At 67.4% G+C, this 20476-nt stretch carries 13 protein-coding genes; 11 read left to right on the plus strand and 2 right to left on the minus strand.

Going from position 1 to position 20476, the window contains the following annotated elements; translation table 11 throughout:
* Nucleotides 1–19: 19 nt before the first annotated feature.
* A complete protein-coding gene (recN, locus tag LJ656_RS04920) occupies nt 20–1687 on the plus strand; it encodes a DNA repair protein RecN (RefSeq protein WP_230508150.1) in 1668 nt (555 codons plus the stop codon).
* A 61-nt stretch (nt 1688–1748) separates the two neighbouring features.
* Here recN and glnE read toward each other — a convergent pair whose 3' ends face one another.
* The gene (gene glnE / locus LJ656_RS04925) at nt 1749–4544 is read right to left on the minus strand and encodes a bifunctional [glutamate--ammonia ligase]-adenylyl-L-tyrosine phosphorylase/[glutamate--ammonia-ligase] adenylyltransferase (protein WP_230508151.1); all 2796 of its coding nucleotides are present in this window, start codon (nt 4542–4544) and stop codon (nt 1749–1751) included.
* A 313-nt stretch (nt 4545–4857) separates the two neighbouring features.
* On the opposite strand from glnE, the gene LJ656_RS04930 reads away from it, so the two are divergent.
* The 6 genes from LJ656_RS04930 to LJ656_RS04955 all read left to right on the plus strand — a co-directional run bounded on the left by LJ656_RS04930 (nt 4858) and on the right by LJ656_RS04955 (nt 14020).
* On the plus strand, nt 4858–9072 hold the full coding sequence (locus LJ656_RS04930; RefSeq protein ID WP_230508152.1) for a YhdP family protein: 4215 nt from the start codon (nt 4858–4860) through the stop codon (nt 9070–9072).
* 162 nt (nt 9073–9234) lie between these two features.
* A complete protein-coding gene (locus LJ656_RS04935; protein WP_230508153.1) occupies nt 9235–10098 on the plus strand; it encodes a carbon-nitrogen hydrolase family protein in 864 nt (287 codons plus the stop codon).
* 93 nt (nt 10099–10191) lie between these two features.
* Nucleotides 10192–11658 (plus strand): metalloprotease TldD, encoded by a 1467-nt coding sequence (gene tldD / locus LJ656_RS04940; protein ID WP_230508154.1) that lies wholly within the window; start codon nt 10192–10194, stop codon nt 11656–11658.
* A gap of 409 nt (nt 11659–12067) precedes the next feature.
* Complete coding sequence (gene aroG / locus LJ656_RS04945; RefSeq protein ID WP_230508155.1) at nt 12068–13141, plus strand: 3-deoxy-7-phosphoheptulonate synthase AroG; 1074 nt, start codon at nt 12068–12070, stop codon at nt 13139–13141.
* A gap of 205 nt (nt 13142–13346) precedes the next feature.
* A complete protein-coding gene (locus LJ656_RS04950; RefSeq protein ID WP_230508156.1) occupies nt 13347–13691 on the plus strand; it encodes a type II toxin-antitoxin system RelE/ParE family toxin in 345 nt (114 codons plus the stop codon).
* Nucleotides 13688–14020, plus strand: coding sequence for a helix-turn-helix domain-containing protein (locus LJ656_RS04955; RefSeq protein ID WP_075295534.1), 333 nt, complete (start codon nt 13688–13690; stop codon nt 14018–14020). The genes LJ656_RS04950 and LJ656_RS04955 overlap by 4 nt, the downstream gene beginning before the upstream one ends.
* A 75-nt stretch (nt 14021–14095) precedes the next feature.
* Here LJ656_RS04955 and LJ656_RS04960 read toward each other — a convergent pair whose 3' ends face one another.
* Nucleotides 14096–14650, minus strand: coding sequence for a cob(I)yrinic acid a,c-diamide adenosyltransferase (locus LJ656_RS04960; RefSeq protein WP_230508157.1), 555 nt, complete (start codon nt 14648–14650; stop codon nt 14096–14098).
* A 262-nt stretch (nt 14651–14912) separates the two neighbouring features.
* Here LJ656_RS04960 and LJ656_RS04965 point away from each other — a divergent pair, with 262 nt between their 5' ends.
* The 4 genes from LJ656_RS04965 to glcF all read left to right on the plus strand — a co-directional run bounded on the left by LJ656_RS04965 (nt 14913) and on the right by glcF (nt 20470).
* The gene (locus LJ656_RS04965) at nt 14913–16328 is read left to right on the plus strand and encodes an FAD-linked oxidase C-terminal domain-containing protein (RefSeq protein ID WP_230508158.1); all 1416 of its coding nucleotides are present in this window, start codon (nt 14913–14915) and stop codon (nt 16326–16328) included.
* Nucleotides 16329–16473: 145 nt separating this feature from the next.
* Nucleotides 16474–17967: an FAD-linked oxidase C-terminal domain-containing protein gene (locus LJ656_RS04970; protein ID WP_230508159.1), complete on the plus strand. Its 1494-nt coding sequence runs from the start codon at nt 16474–16476 to the stop codon at nt 17965–17967.
* Between the two features lie 179 nt (nt 17968–18146).
* Nucleotides 18147–19235: a glycolate oxidase subunit GlcE gene (glcE, locus tag LJ656_RS04975; RefSeq protein WP_230508160.1), complete on the plus strand. Its 1089-nt coding sequence runs from the start codon at nt 18147–18149 to the stop codon at nt 19233–19235.
* An 8-nt stretch (nt 19236–19243) separates the two neighbouring features.
* Entirely contained in the window at nt 19244–20470 is a 1227-nt protein-coding gene (gene glcF / locus LJ656_RS04980) for a glycolate oxidase subunit GlcF (RefSeq protein WP_230508161.1), read from the plus strand.
* Nucleotides 20471–20476 lie beyond the last annotated feature (6 nt).

Here is a 20476-nt window from a genome sequence, read left to right on the forward strand (position 1 = left end):
AGTTCATCCGACGACTTCCATGCTTCGCCACCTCTCGATACGCGACTTCGTCATCGTCGCCGCGCTCGATCTCGAATTCGACAGCGGCTTTACCGTTTTCTCGGGCGAAACCGGCGCCGGCAAGTCGATCCTGATCGACGCGCTGGCACTCGCGCTCGGCGCCCGCGCCGATGCGAGCGTGGTGCGCACCGGCGAGAGCCGCGCCGACATCACCGCCGAGTTCGAAACCCACGAGCAGGTCGACGCATGGCTCGACGCGCAGGCGCTCGGCGCCGCCGCCGACGACCAGCACGGCGGCACCGTGATGCTGCGCCGGGTCGTCGACGGCAACGGCCGCTCGCGCGCGTTCATCAACGGCACCGCGGCGACGCTCGCGCAGTTGCGCGAGGTCGGCGAAATGCTGGTGGATATTCACGGCCAGCACGCGCACCAGTTGCTGATGCGCCCCGACGCGCAGCGCGAGCTGTTCGACACGCACGCGGGACTATCCGATCTGTCGGCGCTGGTGACGCGGGCGTGGCGCGCGTGGCGCGACAAGGTCCAGGCAGTGGAGCACGCGCAGACCCGCGACCGCGAACTGCAACTCGAACGCGAGCGCCTCGCGTGGCAGCTCACCGAACTCGACAAGCTCGCGCCGCAGCCGGGCGAGTGGGAAGAGGTCAATGCCGAACATCATCGGCTGTCGCATTCGGCGAATCTGATCGACGGCGTGCAGGGCGCGCTCACCGCGCTGTCCGAATCCGACGAGGCGATGATCACCCACCTCGGCTCGATCGTCTCGAAGGTGCGCGACCTCGCGGAGATCGACCCGGCGCTGAACGACGTGCTGGCCGCGCTCGAACCGGCCGAAATCCAGTTGCAGGAAGCTGCGTACTCGCTGAGCCATTACGCGCAAAAGCTCGAACTCGACCCGCAACGGCTCGCGCAGGTCGAAAAGCGCGTCGACGCGCTGCATTCGGCCGCGCGCAAATTCCGCCTGCGACCCGAAACGCTGCCCGAGGAACACCAGGCGCGGCGCCAGCAACTGGCCGCGCTCGACGCCGCCGCCGACCTCGACGCGCTACGCGCCGCCGAAGCGCAAGCAAAGGAAGCGTTCATCGCCGAGGCGAAAAAGCTTTCGAAGGCGCGCGCGAAAGCGGGCAAAGCGCTCGGCGACGCGGTGACGACCGGCATGCAGGAACTGTCGATGAAAGGCGGCAGCTTCGAAGTCGCGCTGGTGCCGCTGCCCGAAGGCGGCGCGCACGGGCTCGAGCAGATCGAGTTCCGCGTCGCCGGTCACGCCGGCGTGCCGCTGCGGCCGCTCGCGAAGGTCGCGTCGGGGGGCGAACTCGCGCGGATCAGTCTCGCGCTCGCGGTGATCGCGAGCGCCGCGAGCCCGACGCCCACGTTGATCTTCGACGAAGTGGACACCGGGATCGGCGGCGGCGTCGCCGAAGTGGTCGGCCGGCTGCTGCATCAGCTCGGCCAGGCGCGCCAGGTGCTGTGCGTGACGCACCTGCCGCAGGTCGCCGCGCGCGGCGATCATCACTTCCAGGTCGCCAAAACGAGCAACGGCAACGGCGGCACGATCAGCAGCGTGACCTCGCTGGACAAGGCGAGCCGCATCGAGGAAGTCGCGCGGATGCTCGGCGGTCTGGAAATCACCGCGACCACCCGCAAACACGCGAAGGAAATGCTGGCGGCGTAAAGCGTAACAACGCGGGCAAGCCGTTCGTCACCCGAACCGGCCGCGCCCGCGCCTCTCCTCTTCAGCCAAACACGCGCTTCCACAACCCCAACACCGCGTCGCGCTCGGCACTCACCAGCGCCGGATCGACCCGCGCCTTCTCCATCCCGTCGAGCCGCAGCGTGTGCTGCAACTTGCGATAGCGACGATACGCGGCGCCGACGGTCTCCGCCTCGGCCTCGCTCATCAGCCCGAAACGCGACACCTCGCGCAGCAACGCGATATTGCCGGTATTGCGGATCAGTTCCGGATCGCGCGCGGCATGCAGCAGCACCCAGTACTGCACGGTGAATTCGATATCGACCATGCCGCCGCGGTCGTGCTTCAGGTCGAACAGCGCGGGCGTGTGGTTCGGATGGCCGGCCTCGACCCGCGCGCGCATCTCGACGATCTCCTTCGCGAGCGGCGCCGCTTCGCGCGGCGTGGTCAGCACCTGCTCGCGGATCGCCTCGAACTTCGCGCCGATCTCGGCGTCGCCCGCGCAGTAGCGCGCGCGGGTCAGCGCCTGATGCTCCCAGACCCACGCGGTGTTCGCGGCGTCGCCCTCGCGCAGCTGGTAGCGGCGGAACGCATCGAGATCGGTGACGAGCAGCCCCGACTCGCCATTCGGCCGCAGCCGCAGATCGATGTCGAACAGCGTGCCGGCGCCGGTCGCGGTGGTCAGCCAGGTGATCAGACGGCGCGTGTAGGTTGCGTAGACATCGGCGGCGGCATCGTCCGGATCGTCGTACAGGAAGATCAGATCGAGGTCGGACGCGTAGCCGAGCTCCTTGCCGCCGAGCTTGCCGTACGCGATCACCGCGAAACGCGGCGTATCGCGATGGCGCTTGGCCAGTTGCTTCCAGACCGCTTCGAGCGCGACGTCGAGCACGGCGTCTGCCAGCTCGGAGAGCCGGTCGCTCACGTGCTCGACCGACAGCTTGCCGGCCAGATCGATCAGCAGGATGCGGAACACCTCGGCCTGGTGCGCGTGGCGCAGCAGGTCCATCTGCTGTTCGACGCCGTCGGCGGCCGCGAGCCGCAGCCGCAGCGTGCGCTTGAACTCGGGCCAGTCGAACGGGCTGTTGATCGCCTCGCCGTCGAGCAGCTCGTCGAGCAGTTGCGGATGGCGGATCAGATAGCCGGCCGCCCAGCGCGAGCCGCCCAGCACCGACAGCACCTGATGCAACGCCTGCGGATACTCGGTCAGCAGCGCCAGATACGCGCCGCGCCGGCTCACCGCTTCGAGCAGATCGAAAAAGCGCGCGACGGTATCGCCGCGCCGCGCGGCCGGCTCGAGCGTGCGAGCGGCTTCGAGCGCGCGCTGCGCGACGATGTCGAAACGCTGCCGGCTGCGCTCGTTGAGCCCCGTATAGCGCGACGAACGCCAGATTGCCCGCAGGCGCGCGAGCAGCTCGCCCGGCTCGGCCACGCCCAGTTCGACGAGGCGTGAGCGCAGCGCGTCGTCGGCGCTGTCGTCGGCGAGCGCGCTGCTCCACACCCACGCGGCCGCGCCGTCCTCCGGCGCCGCGCAGCCGTCGCGGCCGCCCACCTTGTCGGCGAAGATCTGGTCGAACTGCTGTTCGACGAACTCGCGATGCACATCGAGCTTGGTCATCAGCTCCGCGTAGTCGTCGCAGCCCATCGTGCGCGCGAGCGCCGCGCGGTCCTCGGGGTCGACCGGCATCGCGTGAGTCTGCGCGTCGTTGCGATATTGCAGACGATGTTCGAGCTCGCGCAGGAACCGGTACGCGTCCGACAGCCGCGCGCACACCTGCGGGTCCAGCAGCCCATGCGCGGCCGCGTGGCGCAGCACCGCGAGCGTCGGGCGGACCCGGAAGCCGGCGTCCTGACCGCCGCGGATCAGTTGAAACACCTGCGCGCTGAATTCGATTTCGCGGATGCCGCCACGGCCGAGCTTGATGTCGTCGGCCTTGTCGGGCCGCATCGACGCGCGGCGCTGTGCCTCCTGGCGAATCTGCAGATGCAGCGCGCGAATCGCGCTGATCACGCCGAAGTCCAGATAGCGCCGGTAGACGAACGGCGTGACGATCGCGTCGAGCTGCTTTTGCAGCCGCTGCGCCGACGCGCTCTCGCCCTCCGACACGAGCCGCCCCTTGATCCACGCATAGCGTTCCCACTCGCGGCCCTGCACGTAGAAATACTCTTCGAGCATGCCGAGGCTGCACACGAGCGGCCCGGAATCGCCGTTCGGCCGCAGACGCATGTCGACGCGGAACACGTAGCCGTCGGCGCTCACTTCGGCGAGCGCGCCGATCAGCCGCTTGCCGAGCCGCGTGAAGTACTCCTGGGTCGCGAGCGGCGAACGCTGGCCGCCGGCGGTCTCGCCGTCGTCCTCGTAGACGAAGATCAGATCGATATCGGACGACACATTGAGTTCGCGGCCGCCGAGCTTGCCCATCCCGACCACGCCGAGCGTCAGCCGTTCGCCCTGCGGCCCGCGCGGCTCGCCGTAGAGCGCTTCGAGATCGGCGCTCAGCACCGTGAGCGCGCGCTGGATCGTGGTTTCCGCGAGATCGGTCATCGCGCCGGTGACTTCGGCGATGTCGGCTTTGCCGGCCAGGTCCCGCTCCATCACCGCGCAGAACACCTCGGTGCGCAACTGGCGCAGCGCGCGCTTGAGCGCGTCCTCGTTCAACGGCGCGCCGGACGCGCCGGCGGCCGCCGCGCACAGCGCGTCCAGACGCGCATCGATGCGCTCGCGGGTAAGCGGACCGGAGGCCAGTGCGCTGACGTTCCCGGCCAGTTGCGGGCGGGCCGCGGCGGCGCGCGCGGTGTAGTGGGAATAGCTGGAACTCAGGAGAATGGCGTCAGTCATCAAGAATCTGGCTCGCTCGTTGCTTGTTAGTGTCGGCCGGCGAGGTGCCGGGCGGCGGCGGATGTCGTGATTGTGTCGTTTTGTTGCGAGATGCGCGTAGCCATCGGCGCAGCTTTTTTTACGCCGCGCTGTATCTCGACCGGCACAGTTCGGCAACACGCCGGCGAACGCCCCGGGCAGCCCGTCCGGAACCCCCGCGGGAAGCCGCGAGGCCGCGTGCGGACAGGGTTTGCAGGAGGTCCGCCGACGCTTTGCCGTGTGTTACATTTCGTCGTTAATTTCGGAAAACTACCATACGCCCTGCCGCCGCCGCATGTCCGAGCGAAACGAATCCGCCGACCCGCACGAACACGAGCAGGTCCGGCCTGTGAGCGGAACCGACCACGTCGTGCTGCGCCGCATCCTGCGCGTGGTCCTCACGCTCGCGCTCGTCCTGTATTTCCTCGCGACGGCAATGTTCCTCGGCTTGCGCTACGGCCTGCTGCCGCGCGTCGACTCATTCCGCCCCCGCATCGAGGCGGCGGTCTCCGAAAAACTGCGCACCCAGTTCACGATCGGCCGGCTGGCGCCGCACTGGAGCGGCTTCCAGCCGGGCCTCGACATCACCGACCTCGTGATCCGCGATCACGACGGCCGCCCCGCCCTGACCATCCCGCACGCGACCGCAACCGTGTCGTGGCGCTCGCTGTGGCAATTTCAGCCGGCGCTGTCGAGTCTGATCGTCGATCAGCCGGACGTGCTGGTGTCGCGCGGCGAGGACGGCGTGCTGGCGGTGGCCGGCGTGCCGGTGCCGACCCGTCACAGCGGCAACGATACGTTGTCCACCTGGCTGTTGCGCCAGCAGGCGATCGTCGTGCGCGGCGGCGTGCTGCGCTGGCGCGACGCGACCCGCCACGTGCCCGAGATCGCGCTGCGCGACATCCGCATCGCGATTCTCAACGACGGCCACGATCACCGGATGGCGCTGCAGGCGCCGCCCGACGGCAAGGTCCTGCACGGGCCGCTCGATTTCCGCACGCAGTTCCGCCACGCGCCGCTGTCGGCGATCGGCAAGCCCATCAACTGGGCGGGCCAGGCGTACGTGTCGACCGGCCCGGTCGATCTGCCGGCGCTCGCGCGCTACATCAGCTTCCCGATCGAGACCTTCGCCGGCAGCATCGACAACGCGATCTGGATCGACTTCAGCGAAGGCCGGATGACCAGCGCGAACGGCCGGCTGAACGGCAACGACGTCGCGCTGCGGGTGCGGCCGACCCAGCCGAAGCTGCTGGTGCCGGTCGCCCATTTCCTGTGGCGGGTCGAGGCGAATGAGGGCGACTACCGGCTGCAACTGTCGGACTTGCGCGCCGAACTCGGCCAGCCGCCGCTCGAAGACGGCACGCCGCTCACCCGCACGCTGCAGTTCGAGACACTGGACAGCCGCTACCGGACCGCGACGCAGCAGCACGGGCAACTGCTCGGCGTCAGCGGCGACCGCGTCGATCTGGGCATCCTCGCGGAATTCAGCCGCGCGCTGCCGCTGCCGCGACGCTTTCTGAACCAGCTCGTGCGGATCAATCCGCGCGGACTGGTCTCCAATTACGTGATCGAGGTCGAGCGCGCCAAGCCGGAGTCCGGCGAGGTCGGCGGCGACCGCCGGCCGGCCGGCGCGGAGCCGATCGAGCGTTATCGCTTCAAAGGCGACCTGCAAGGCATCAGCTTCGCCGCGCAGGAGCCGGGACCGGGCCTCACGCCGCGCGGCCACCCGCGCGCGGGGATTCCCGGCATCGAAAACCTGTGGGGCAACGTCGATGCCGACGAAAAAGGCGGCCACGCGCTGCTCGACACGTCGAAGGTGGCGCTGACGCTGCCGGGCGTGTTCGACGACCCGCGCCTGCTGATCGACCGGCTGTACGCCCGCGCCGAGTGGACCATGCTGCAAAGGGAGGTGGACTCGACCCGGCCGGCGTTCGCATTGAAGCTGACCGACGTCAAGGTGTCGAACCCGGACGTCGACGCGACCGCCACCGCGAACTACAGCAACCCCGGCCACGGGCGCGGCTCGCTGGATCTGAAGGCCGACTTCCAGCGCGCCCAGGTCACCCGCATCGCCCGCTATCTGCCGACCGCGGTCAGCGAAAAACTGCGCATCTATCTGGGGCACGGGTTGCAGGCGGGCGTCTCGCGCGGCGGCACGATCGAGGTGCACGGCGACCTGACCAAGTTCCCGTACTCGCGCGACCCCGACGCCGGGATCTTCCGGATCGTCGCGCCGTTCACCGGCGGCAGGTTCGACCCGACGCCCTACCCGCCGCGCAACATGCGCAACGGCACGCCGAACGTATGGCCGGCGTTCGACGGCATCGACGGCGTGTTCGAACTGAAACAGAACGTGCTGCGCTTCGACATCGAGCGCGGCCGTTACAAGCGCTTCGCAGTGACCAGTGTGAACGGGCGGATCGACGATCTCGGCACCAAGGCATCGGACCTGATCATTCGCGGCAACGGCCGCGGCCCGCTCGCCGACATGCTCGACTATGTGAACGGCAGCTCGCTCGGCATCATGGCGCGCCGCCAGACCGAGAAGATTCGCGCCGAGGGTCCGGCGTCGCTCGCGCTCAGGCTGACCATTCCGCGCACGCCGCAGCCGCATATCGGCGTGGAAGGCACGCTCGGCTTCCAGAACAACCGGCTGAGCGCGAACCATGTGCCGCCGCTGTCGCAGTTGACCGGACGGGTGCGCTTCACCGAGCGCACGGCCGAGGCCGAGCGGCTGTCCGGGCAGTTCCTCGGCGGCGACGTGCACGCGAACGGCGGGCTGCGCCAGGACGGCACCTATGCGCTCGCGCTCGACGGTCACATCGCCGTCGACGCCGCGCGCGGCCTCGGCCTGGCTGGCCCGGCCGCGCAGGTGCTCACGCATATGAGCGGCAGCGCGCCTTATGAGCTGAACGTCAGCGGCGCGAAGGGGCGCCTGCCGCAGGTCAGCGCGAACTCCGACCTCACAGGCCTCGCGCTCGACTTTCCGGCGCCGTTCAACAAGCCGGCCGGCACGCCGATGCCGCTGCATTTCGCGGTAAAGCCGTCGAACGAGGCCGGCGAGAGCGGACTCGAGCGCGCCGATCTGACGTTCGGGCCGGTCGCCGCCGCGTATCTGCTGCGCTATCAGCCGCGGCTGCAGCCAGGCCAGCCGCCGACGGTCGTGCGCGGCGCGATCGGCGTCAATCGCCCGGCCGATCTGCCGTCCGAAGGCGTGGTCGCCGCGGTCGACGTGAAGGAATTCGATGCCGATGCGTGGCGTTTGCTCGCCGCGCAGTTGCGGGGCGGAGGCAACGCGGCCAGCCCCCAGGCCAACGCGCCCGCGCCCGCCCCCGCCCCGAACCCCGCGCTCACGCAATTGCTGCCGACCCGCTTCGCGCTGCACATCGACAAGCTGACGCTGCTCAAACGCCACTGGGACAACCTGATCGTCGGCGCGACGCGCGAAGAGCGCACGTGGCAGGCGAACATCGCGTCGAACCAGGTATCCGGCCACGTGTCCTGGCTGCCCGGCGCGACCCGCGATTCGCCGGGCTCGCTGCAGGCCCGCTTTGCGCGCGTGGTGATTCCGTCGGTGGCGGACAAGGATCTGCTCGGCCGCGCGATGTCGGCGCCCGCGCAGAACATGCCATCGATCGATCTGGTCGTGAACGAGCTGATCGTGCGCGATCGCAACGTGGGGCGGCTCGAAGTCGACGCGCACAACTTCGAGGAAAACGGCGTGCCGGTCTGGCAACTCGACAAGCTCGATATCACGAACCCGGCGGCCACGCTGAGCGCGACCGCGAACTGGCGCACCTCGACCGAACTGCCCAGCGGCGCCGACGAAGCGACGCCGCGCCGCACCGTGTTCGATTTCAAACTCGACGTCAAGGACGCGGGCGCGCTGCTCGAACAGCTCGGCCAGCCGAAGACGCTGAGGAACGGCCAAGGCTCGCTGGCCGGCAAGGTGGTGTGGCAAGGCGGCCCGACCACGATCGACTACTCGACGCTGAACGGCAACCTCGCGCTCGACCTGCGCCACGGCCAGATCCTCAAGATCGATCCGGGCGTCGCGACGCTGCTCGGCGTGCTGAGCCTGCAAAGCCTCGCGCGCATCGCGACGCTCGATTTCCGCGACGTGATCGGCGAAGGGCTGCCGTTCTCGAGCGTGACCGGGACCGCGCAGATTCATAACGGCATCGGCCGCACCGACAATTTCCGCATGGTGACCGCGCCCGCGCGCGTGGAGATGAGCGGCTCGGTCGATATCGCGCAGAAGAGCCAGGACCTGCATCTGCACGTGGTGCCGACCGTTAGCGCGGGCGCCGCGGTGATCGCCGCGGCGGTCGTCAATCCGCTGATCGGGCTCGGCGCGCTGGTCGCCGACATCGCGCTCACGCATTCGGTGTCGCACGTGTTCGCGCGCGAGTACGCGATCACCGGTTCGTGGACGCAACCGCACGTGCAGCGGGTGACCACCGAACGGGGTAAGATGGACGCTCCGGCTTCGACCGTGGAAGCGCACTGAATTGGCCTGCTGAAAGGCCGGCCGGGCGTGGTTTGCGGACCCGCAGCCGCCCGTCCGGTCCAGCGCGTCGACCGTCGCGAAACCAGTCCTGAACGACGCCGGCAGCGGCGGCCAGCAGCGACACCGCCCGCCGCCACCCTGCCGCAGCCTTTCGACACGCTCATGAGCGAAACACACGTCTCTTCTTCGTCGCCCGCCGCGGCCTCCAGCGGCTCCCTCGCCAGCACCTTCCGGGTCGCCGCGCTGCAGATGGTCAGCACGCCGGACCGTGAGCGCAATCTGGCCGACGCCGGGCGCCTGATCGCCGAAGCCGCCGCCGACGGCGCGCAACTCGTGCTGCTGCCCGAATACTTCTGCTTCATGGGCTTCAAGGACACCGACAAGCTGACGGTGCGCGAGCCGTACCGGGACGGCCCGATCCAGCGCTTTCTGGCCGATGCCGCGCGCCGCCACCGCGTCTGGGTGATCGGCGGCACGCTGCCGGTCACCGCGCCGGAAGCGTCGCGGGTCCTGAACACGACGCTCGTGTTCGGCCCGGACGGCAACGAGGCCGCGCGCTACGACAAGATTCACCTGTTCAACTTCGAAAAAGGCGAGGAATCGTTCGACGAAGCTCGCACGATCCGCCCAGGCTCCGAGGTCCGTACCTTCGACGCCCCGTTCGGCCGGGTCGGCCTGTCGGTCTGCTACGATCTGCGCTTTCCCGAGTTGTACCGGCGCATGGGCGACTGCGCGCTGATCGTGGTGCCGTCGGCGTTCACCTATACGACTGGCCGCGCGCACTGGGAGCTGCTGCTGCGCGCCCGCGCGGTCGAAAACCAGTGCTACGTACTGGCCGCCGCGCAAGGCGGCAAACATGAAAACGGCCGCCGCACCTGGGGCCACAGCATGCTGATCGACCCGTGGGGCGAGATCGTCGCGGTGCGCGACGAAGGCGCCGGCGTGGTCGCCGGCAATGTCGAACGCGCACGGATCGACGAAGTGCGGCAGAGCCTGCCGGCGTGGCGTCATCGCGTGCTGACCTGAATCCGAATCCGCCATTGAAACCGCTGCGCCCGTCGCGCATATAGCGACGCCAGCGCTCCCCGACCCCTTCGTATCGAGCAGAACATACTTCGCATGAACATCATCGAACCCGGTATCCGTAATCTCGCCGCCGCCAAGGACATCCTCCTGACGCCCTACGGTCTCGACGAATCGCTGCTCACCCGCACGCTCGCCGAAATCTTCACGCACCGCGTCGATTACGCGGACCTGTACTTCCAGGCGACCCGCAGCGAAGCGTGGAGCCTCGAGGAAGGCATCGTGAAGTCGGGCAGCTTCAGCATCGATCAGGGCGTCGGCGTGCGCGCCGTCTCCGGTGACCGCACCGCGTTCGCGTACTCGGACGACCTGTCGCCCGAAGCGATCCGCCAGGCGGCCATCGCGACTCGTGCAATCGCCAAGGCCGGCGGCGGCAAGCAGAAGATCAAGGTGGCGTCGTCGCTGACCGGCATCGCCGGGCGCGATCTGTATCTGCCGTCCGATCCGCTGCAGTCGCTCGACGCGACCGCCAAGGTCAAGCTGCTCGAGCGCATCGAGCAGATGGCGCGCGGCCGCGATCCGCGCATCCAGCAGGTGATGGCGGGTCTCGCCGGCGAATACGACGTGGTGCTGGTCGCGCGCAGCGACGGCGGCTTCGCGGCCGACATCCGGCCGCTGGTGCGCGTGTCGGTCACCGTGATCGCCGAGCAGAACGGCCGCCGCGAAATCGGCAGCGGCGGCGGCGGCGGCCGCTTCGACTACGGTTATTTCACCGACGAAGTGCTGTCGCGCTACGTCGACGATGCGGTCCACTCGGCGCTCGTGAACCTCGACGCGCGGCCGGCGCCGGCCGGCGCGATGACCGTCGTGCTCGGCCCGGGCTGGCCCGGCGTACTGCTGCACGAAGCGATCGGCCACGGCCTCGAAGGCGACTTCAACCGCAAGGGCTCGTCGGCGTTCGCCGGACGCATCGGCGAGCAGGTCGCCGCGAAGGGCGTCACCGTGGTCGACGACGGCACGCTGCCGAATCGCCGCGGCTCGCTGAACATCGACGACGAAGGCAATCCGACCCAGTGCACGACGCTGATCGAGGACGGCATCCTGAAGGGCTACATCCAGGACACGCTGAACGCGCGTCTGATGAAGATGCCGATCACCGGCAACGCGCGGCGCGAATCGTACGCGGCGCTGCCGATGCCGCGCATGACCAACACCTACATGCTGAACGGCGACAAGGATCCGCGGGAAATCGTCGAGTCCGTGAAGAACGGCCTCTACGCGGTGAACTTCGGCGGCGGCCAGGTCGACATCACGAACGGCAAGTTCGTGTTCTCGGCGTCCGAGGCGTACATGATCGAAAACGGCAAGATCACCTATCCGGTCAAGGGCGCGACGCTGATCGGCAGCGGCCCGGAGTCGCTGAAGTACGTGACGATGATCGGCAACGACATGAAGCTCGATTCGGGCGTCGGCGTGTGCGGCAAGGAAGGCCAGAGCGTGCCGGTGGGCGTCGGTCAGCCCACGCTGCGGATCGAAAAGATGACGGTCGGCGGCACGGCCTGATTTTGCGATAGATGCACGTTTCGCGCACTCATCGCGCGAACCGTGCGGGTTTTCCGCATTTTTCGACACTCCGGCTTGTCAGCCGAGCCTGTGCCGGGTTATAAACTCAGTCACCCTTTTTTGACCAGCGACCCATTTCACTCGCCATGTCCGCCAAGTTTTATTTTTACTTTTTCTGGTATCTCAGACCGCTGGCGGATCGAGAGGGGTGTTAGTGCACGTAGGACACCGAGAATTCCCGAAAAACCGCCAGCGAGTCTGGCGGTTTTTTTTCGCCTCACGCTTTTGCAACCGTATCTGACATTTTGTCGTTGACCATTTTTTGATTGTCGTCCGCTCTGGCATCGCTATCCGATCGTAACCGCCGTTGCCCGCGCGAACACGCTAAAAACCGATTCAGGAGAACCCCATGCCCCCGCACAATACCGATGACGTCCGCATCCGCGAATTGAAAGAACTCACGCCGCCCGCCCACCTGATCCGCGAATTTGCGTGCGACGAAACGGTGTCGAACGTGATCTACGACGCGCGCAGTGCGATGCATCGCATCCTGCACGGGATGGACGATCGCCTGATCGTCGTGATCGGCCCGTGCTCGATTCACGACACCAAGGCCGCGCTCGAATACGCGGGCCGTCTGATCGAGCAGCGCAAGCGCTTCGCCGGCGAACTCGAGATCGTGATGCGCGTGTACTTCGAAAAGCCGCGCACGACGGTGGGCTGGAAGGGTCTCATCAACGACCCGCACATGGACAACAGCTTCAAGATCAATGAAGGCCTGCGCACCGCGCGCGAGCTGCTGTTGCGGATCAACGAACTCGGCCTGCCGGCCGGCACCGAATACCTCGACATGATCAGCCCGCAGTACATCGCCGATCTGATCTCGTGGGGTGCGATCGGCGCGCGCACGACCGAATCGCAGGTGCACCGCGAACTGGCGTCGGGCCTGTCGTGCCCGGTCGGCTTCAAGAACGGCACGGACGGCAACGTCAAGATCGCCGTCGACGCGATCAAGGCGGCCTCGCAGCCGCACCATTTCCTGTCGGTCACGAAGGGCGGCCACTCGGCGATCGTGTCGACCGCCGGCAATGAGGACTGCCATGTGATCCTGCGCGGCGGCAAGACGCCGAACTACGACGCGGACAGCGTCAACGCGGCCTGCGCGGACATCGGCAAGGCGGGACTCGCCGCGCGTCTGATGATCGACGCGAGCCACGCGAACAGCTCGAAAAAGCACGAGAACCAGATTCCGGTGTGCGCGGACATCGGCCGTCAGATCGCCACGGGCGACGAGCGTATCGTCGGCGTGATGGTCGAGTCGCACCTCGTGGCGGGCCGCCAGGACCTGAAGGAAGGCTGCCAGCTCACCTACGGCCAGAGCATTACCGATGCGTGCATCGGCTGGGACGAAAGCGTCGCCGTGCTCGAAGGTCTCGCGGAAGCGGTCCGGCAGCGCCGCGTCGCGCGCGGCAGCGGCAACTGAGTAACCGCCGCGTCGCCGGCCCGGTGACTCGTCAGTAGTGCGCAGTAACAACCCGGTTCGGTTTCGAACCGGGTTTTTTATTGGCCATTCGGCCGAATGGCGCTCGCACAGCCACCTCGATACCGTGACAGCTCGATGCCAGGTCTGTCCTGCGTGACTTGACCGGGAGAGTTGATAGGTATAAAGTTTTATACATGAGGCGCTGATGGAGCAGGAAAAAGAAATTCGCTGGCTAGGCTCCAGCTATCGCGACTTGCTCGCCTTTCCGGATGAAGCGCGTCGTCTCGCCGGATTTCAACTCGGCAAAATTCAGGCAGGACTCGACCCGGACGACTGGAAGCCGTTCGAGTCGATCGGCCCAGGAACGCGCGAAATTCGCATCAGGGAAGAAGACGGCATTTTTCGCGTGATGTACGTGACCAAATACGAGGAAGCGCTCTACGTACTGCATTGCTTCCAGAAGAAAGCGCAGAAACTCGGCGCCCACGACCGAAATATTGCCGCAACGCGCTACCGCGCGATCACTCACTACAGGACCCTCCAGCCATGACGATCGACACCAAAATTCGTCACGTAACACCGCCCGGCGCGAACGTGTTCCTCGAACTCGGTTTTTCGGCCGCGGAGGCAAAACGTCTGCACGCCGCGTCGCAAAAGCAGATCAACGACACGCGGCTGCTCAAGGAACAGCTGATGACCGAGCTGTCCAGCTGGATCGAACAGCATCATCTGAAGCAGGCCGAGGCCGCTGAAATTCTGATGGTGTCGCGGCCGCGCGTGTCCGATGTCGTCAACAAGAAAACCACCAAGTTCACAATCGACACGCTGGTCGAAATGCTCAGCCGCATCGGTAAGCCGGTGACGCTGGCAATCGGTTAGGAGCGGGTTAGGAGCGGCTTATGGGCAGCTTATGCGCGGCCCCGGATCAGGCCGTTCGCGCAGGCGGCGCGTCGTTCAATGCGTGCCGCGATCGTGCTGCCACAGCACGTCGGTGCCGCCGTCCGCGCGATTGAGCACGCGGGCCAGCACGAACAGCAGATCGGACAGCCGGTTCACGTACTGACGCGGCGCCGCGTTGATGTCTTCGTGTTCGCCGAGCGCCACGATTGCGCGTTCCGCGCGGCGGCAGACAGTGCGGCACACATGCGCGAGCGCGGCCGAGCGCGAGCCGCCCGGCAAGATGAATTCCTTCAGCGGCGGCAACGCCGCGTTGTAGTCGGCGAGCCAACCGTCGAGTTGCGCGAGGTGCCGGTCGGTGATCATCGTGTGACCGGGAATGCACAACTCGCCGCCCAGATCGAACAGGTCGTGCTGGATCGCGACCAGCGCCGCGCGCACGTCGTCCGGCAGGTTTTCGCACAACAGCACACCGAGATTCGAATTGAGTTCGTCGACGTCGCCGATCGCGGCGATCCGCGCGCTGTCCTTGCGAACCCGGCGGCCGTCGCCCAGACCGGTGGTACCGTCGTCGCCGGTGCGAGTGGCGATCTTGCTCAGGCGATTGCCCATGATGTCTCCCATACGTTCAGTGGCGCCGCGCACACAACCACGCAAACACGCAAACAAGCAAACACGCTCGCGCAACGCCCATACCTAGGCCCGTTGCGGACCACGTTTGCCCATCTTGCGCGCAGCGCCGGATCGCCGCCATTATATGGGCGCACGCGAGCCTGCAAGCGAGCCCGCCCGCGCGCCGGCTCGCAAACGAACGGCGTAAAATGAAACGCATGCTGCGAACCAAACCGCACCCCCAGGACATCAGGAGACATGCGTGAACCATCCCGTGCCGCCGGCCCCGCTGCGCCGGCCGTTTCCCGCCGAATTGCTGAACGAACTGAAAGCCGCTTTCGGCGAACGCGTGTCGGTGGCTGAAGCCGTCCGCGCGCATCACGGTCGCGACGAGTCACCGTTCGATCCCCAACTGCCCGACGCCGTCGTCTTCGCGCGCACGATCGAAGACGTGCAAACCGCGGTCAAACTCTGCGGCCGCCACGACGTGCCGATCATTCCGTACGGCAACGGCTCATCGCTCGAAGGACATCTGCTCGCGGTGCAAGGCGGCGTGTCGATCGACCTGTCGGAAATGAACCGGGTGCTGTCGATCAACGCCGAAGACCTCACGGTCACCGTCGAGCCGGGCATCTCGCGCAAGCAGCTGAACGAAGCGCTGCGCGACACCGGCCTGTTCTTCCCGATCGATCCGGGCGCGGACGCGAGCATCGGCGGCATGTCGGCCACGCGCGCGTCGGGGACCAACGCGGTGCGCTACGGCACGATGCGCGAAAACGTGCTCGGCCTGACGGTGGTGCTCGCCGACGGCCGCGTGATCAAGACCGGCACGCGCGCGCGCAAATCGTCGGCGGGCTACGATCTGACGCGTCTGTTCGTCGGCTCGGAAGGCACGCTCGGCGTGATCACCGAAATCACGCTGCGTCTCTATCCGCAGCCGGAAGCGGTCTCGGCCGCGGTGTGCACGTTCCCGTCGATGGGCGACGCGGTGCGCGCGGTGATCGAGACGATCCAGATCGGCGTGCCGATCGCGCGCGTCGAATTCGTCGACTCGCTCGCGATCCGCTCGATCAATCGTCACTCGAACCTGACGCTGCGCGAAGCGCCGACACTCTTCTTCGAATTTCACGGCACCGAGGCCGGCGTGAAGGAACAGGCCGAACTCGTGCAGGAAATCGCCGCGCAAAATGCCGGCGAAGGCTTCGAATGGGCGACCCGGCCCGAAGACCGCAGCCGTCTGTGGAACGCGCGTCACAACGCTTACTTCGCGATGCTGCAACTGAAGCCCGGCTGCCGCGCGGTCACCACGGATGTCTGCGTGCCGATCTCGCGGCTCGCCGAATGCGTGGTCGAAACCGAGCAGGATCTGAACGCGTCGCCGCTGCCCTGCCCGATCGTCGGCCATGTCGGCGACGGCAACTTCCACGTCGCGATCCTGGTCGATCCGGCCAAGCCCGAAGAACTCGAAGAAGCCGAACGCCTGAACCATCGGATCGTGCAGCGCGCGCTGCGGATGGACGGCACCTGCACCGGCGAGCATGGCGTCGGCCTGCACAAGATGGCGTTCCTGCTCGAAGAGCACGGCGACGTCGCAGTCGACACGATGCGCTCGATCAAGCACGCGCTCGATCCGCGCAATCTGATGAACCCGGGCAAGATCTTCGCCTGGGCGGCCTGACGAAAGATCGGGCCAGAAGCCCGGGTGCGCGGCATTTCAGCGGCCGCCGCGCCGGCTTCATAGTGAGGCGGACCGCCAAGGCCGTCCGCAACCGCCGGCGCAAACGCAAAGCCGGCCAGGCGCAAGCCACGAGGAGACGAGTCTGATGAACGCACCCGCTGAACTGTCGGCCGAAGTACTCGCGCAACGCCAGCGCGAAGTCGTGCAGGCGCTGATGGCCGTGTTGCCGACCCACTGCCTGCTGTATCGCGAGGAAGACACGGTCGCGTATGAATGCGACGGCCTCGCCGCCTACCGGCGCCTGCCGCTCGCGGTCGCGCTGCCCGAAACGGAATCGCAGGTGCAGCGCATCGTGCAGATCTGCCACCGTCTGCAGGTGCCGATCGTGCCGCGCGGCGCGGGCACCGGGCTGTCCGGCGGCGCGATGCCGATCGTGCATGGCGTGGTGGTGTCGCTCGCGCGCTTCAGGAAAATCGTCGAAGTCGACTCGTATGCGCGTACCGCGACCGTGCAGCCCGGTGTGCGCAATCTGGCGATCTCCGAGGCCGCCGCGCCCTATGGCCTCTACTACGCGCCGGACCCGTCGTCGCAGATCGCCTGCACGATCGGCGGCAACGTGTCGGAGAATTCCGGCGGTGTCCATTGCCTGAAGTACGGCCTCACCGTGCACAACGTGCTGCGGGTGCGCGCGGTGACGATGGAAGGCGAGATCGTCGAGTTCGGCTCGCTCGCGCCGGATGCGCCGGGGCTCGATCTGCTCGCGGTGCTGATCGGCAGCGAGGGGATGTTCGCGATCGTCACCGAGGTCACCGTCAAGCTGATTCCGAAGCCGCAAACCGCGCAGGTGATCATGGCGAGCTTCGACGACGTGATCAAAGGCGGCGACGCGGTCGCCGGCATCATCGCGGCGGGCATCATTCCGGCCGGCCTCGAAATGATGGACAAGCCGGCCACCCGCGCGGTCGAGGAGTTCGTCAACGCGGGCTACGACCTCGACGCGGCGGCCATCCTGCTGTGCGAATCGGACGGCACGCCCGAGGAAGTCGCCAACGAGATCGTGCGCATGACCGCGGTGCTGCGCGAGCACGGCGCGACCCGCATCCAGATCTCACGTTCGGAGGCGGAGCGGCTGCGCTTCTGGTCCGGGCGCAAGAACGCGTTCCCGGCGGCCGGCCGCATTTCCCCCGACTACTACTGCATGGACGGCACCGTGCCGCGCCGCAGTATCGGACCGCTGCTCGCGCGCATCGAGGAGATGGAGAAAAAGTACGGACTGCGTTGCATCAACGTGTTCCATGCCGGCGACGGCAACATGCACCCGCTGATCCTGTTCAACGGCAACGATAAGGACGAGTGGCACCGCGCCGAGCAATTCGGGTGCGACATCCTCGAAGCGTGCGTCGAACTCGGCGGCACGGTGACGGGCGAACACGGCGTCGGCATCGAGAAGATCAATTCGATGTGCGTGCAGTTCTCGCCCGAGGAGCGCGACGCGTTCCACGCGGTCAAGCGCGCGTTCGACGGCCCCGGCCTGCTCAATCCGGACAAGGGCATCCCCACGCGGGCGCGCTGCGCCGAATACGGCAAGATGCACGTGCGCGGCGGCCTGCTTCCCCACCCCGAGTTGCCGCGCTTCTAGCGGGCGCCGCGCGCGGCGCGCGTCGATCGGCGCCGAGCCGCGCCGGCCGAGCCGCGTGCCGGCGCCGTTTTCCGCGCGGCCGCGAAGCGCTCCACGCAGGCCGCCGATGCGGGTCCGCTCCGGCTTGCCAGCGCGCCGCCGCCCGGTACAATCAATCGACACACAACGAGCAGGACACCATGGAAGAGGACGACATCGTCGCCGTATGGTCCGAACGCGTGCGTTCGGCCAGCGCCGAGGGACGCGCGCTGCGCATCCGTGGCGGCGGCACCAAGGACTGGTACGGCCAGACGCTGGAAGGCGAGATCCTCGACACGCGTGCTTATCGCGGCATCATCTCGTACGATCCGGCCGAGCTCGTGATCACCGCGCGCGCCGGCACGCCCCTGCTGGAAATCGAGGCCGCGCTCGCCGAGCACGATCAGATGCTTGCGTTCGAGCCGCCGCACTTCGGCCCGCAGGCCACCTTCGGCGGCTGCATCGCGGCCGGCATCTCCGGGCCGCGCCGCCCCGCCGTCGGCGCCGTGCGCGACTTCGTGCTCGGCGCGGTCATCATGAACGGCCAGGGCCAGACACTGCACTTCGGCGGCCAGGTCGTAAAGAATGTCGCCGGCTACGACGTCTCGCGCCTGCTGGCCGGCTCGCTCGGCACGCTCGGCCTGATCCTCGAACTATCGATCAAGGTGCTGCCGCTGCCGCAGTCCGAAGCGACCTTGAAGTTCGACGTGAACGGCACCGACGCCGTGCGCAAGCTCAACGAATGGGGCGGCCGGCCGCTGCCGATCACCGCCAGCGCGTGGCGCAACGGCACGCTCGCGGTGCGGCTCGCGGGCGCCGAGGCTGCCGTCAAGGCGGCGCGCACCGGGCTCGGCGGCGAAGTGGTCGATGCGGTCGAAGCCGAACGTTTCTGGGCCGGCCTGCGCGAGCAGACCGATTCGTTCTTCGCGGCGATTCCGCCGAAAGCGGCGCTGTGGCGCCTCGCGCTGCCGTCGATCACCGAGCCGCTGCAACTGCCCGGCGCGCAACTGATGGAATGGGGCGGCGGCCAGCGGTGGTGGATCACCGACACCGATGCGCAAACCGTGCGCATCAGCGCGAAGCAGGCCGGCGGTCACGCCACGATTTTCCGCAGCGGCCACGGCTACGACCGCAGCGCCGGCGTATTCACGCCGCTGCCCGCGCCGTTGATGAAAATTCATCGCGGCCTCAAACACGCTTTCGATCCGGCCCGCGTGTTCAACCGCGGCCGTCTCTACTCCGACTTCTGAGCGACGCGATGCAAACCAACCTCGCGGACTTCATTCGCAACACCCCCGATGGCGACGAAGCCGATTCGATCCTGCGCAAGTGCGTGCATTGCGGCTTCTGCACCGCGACCTGCCCGACCTATCAGCTGCTCGGCGACGAACTCGACGGCCCGCGCGGGCGCATCTATCTGATCAAGCAGATGGTCGAAGGCGCGCCGGTCACGCGCAGCACCCAGGTGCATCTGGACCGCTGCCTGACCTGCCGTAGTTGCGAGACGACCTGCCCGTCCGGCGTTCAATATGGGCGGCTGGTCGAAATCGGCCGCAAGCTCACCGAACAGAAAGTCACGCGGCCGCTGAACCAGCGGATCACGCGCCGCCTGCTCGCGACCGTCGTGCCGAACAGCGCGATCTTCACGCCCGCGATGCGCATCGGTCAGCACGTGCGCCCACTGCTGCCGAAAAAGCTGCGCGACAAGGTCCCGCCGCGCCAGCGCCCGCTCGCCTGGCCGAACGCGAAGCATGAACGCAAGATGCTGATGCTCGCGGGCTGCGTGCAACCGTCGATGATGCCGAACGTGAACATCGCGACCGCGCGGGTGTTCGACGCGCTCGGCATCGAAACGGTGGTCGCGCCGGAGGCCGGTTGCTGCGGCGCGATCCGCCTGCATCTCGGCTACAACGACGAAGCGCTCGACGACCTGCGCGCGAACATCGACGCGTGGTGGCCATATGTCGAACAGGGCGTCGAGGCGATCGTGATGAACGCGTCGGGCTGCGGCGCGACGGTCAAGGAATATGCGCACCTGCTGCGCGACGATCCGCACTATGCGCAGAAGGCGCGCCGCATCGTCGAACTGACGCGCGACCTCTCCGAAATCCTGCCGGAGTTCGAGGAGCAGCTGGCCGCGATCACGCGGCGCCGCTCGGTGCATACGGTCGCGTTTCATCCGCCGTGCACGCTGCAGCACGGTCAGCAGATTCGCGGCAAGGTCGAGCAGTTGCTGACCGCGCTCGGCGTCGAAGTGCGTCTGCCCGCCGACAGCCATCTGTGCTGCGGCTCGGCCGGCACTTATTCGCTGACGCAGCCGCGTCTGTCGTACGCGTTGCGCGACCAGAAACTCGAACGCTTGCAGGCGCAGGAACCGCAGGTGATCGTGTCGGCCAACGTCGGTTGCATCTCGCATTTGCAGAGCGGTACGTCGACGCCGGTCGCGCACTGGATCGAACTGGTCGAGCACATGCTGTCCGTATAATCGGGG

Source organism: Paraburkholderia sejongensis (assembly GCF_020880815.1).
GTDB lineage: Bacteria > Pseudomonadota > Gammaproteobacteria > Burkholderiales > Burkholderiaceae > Paraburkholderia > Paraburkholderia sejongensis.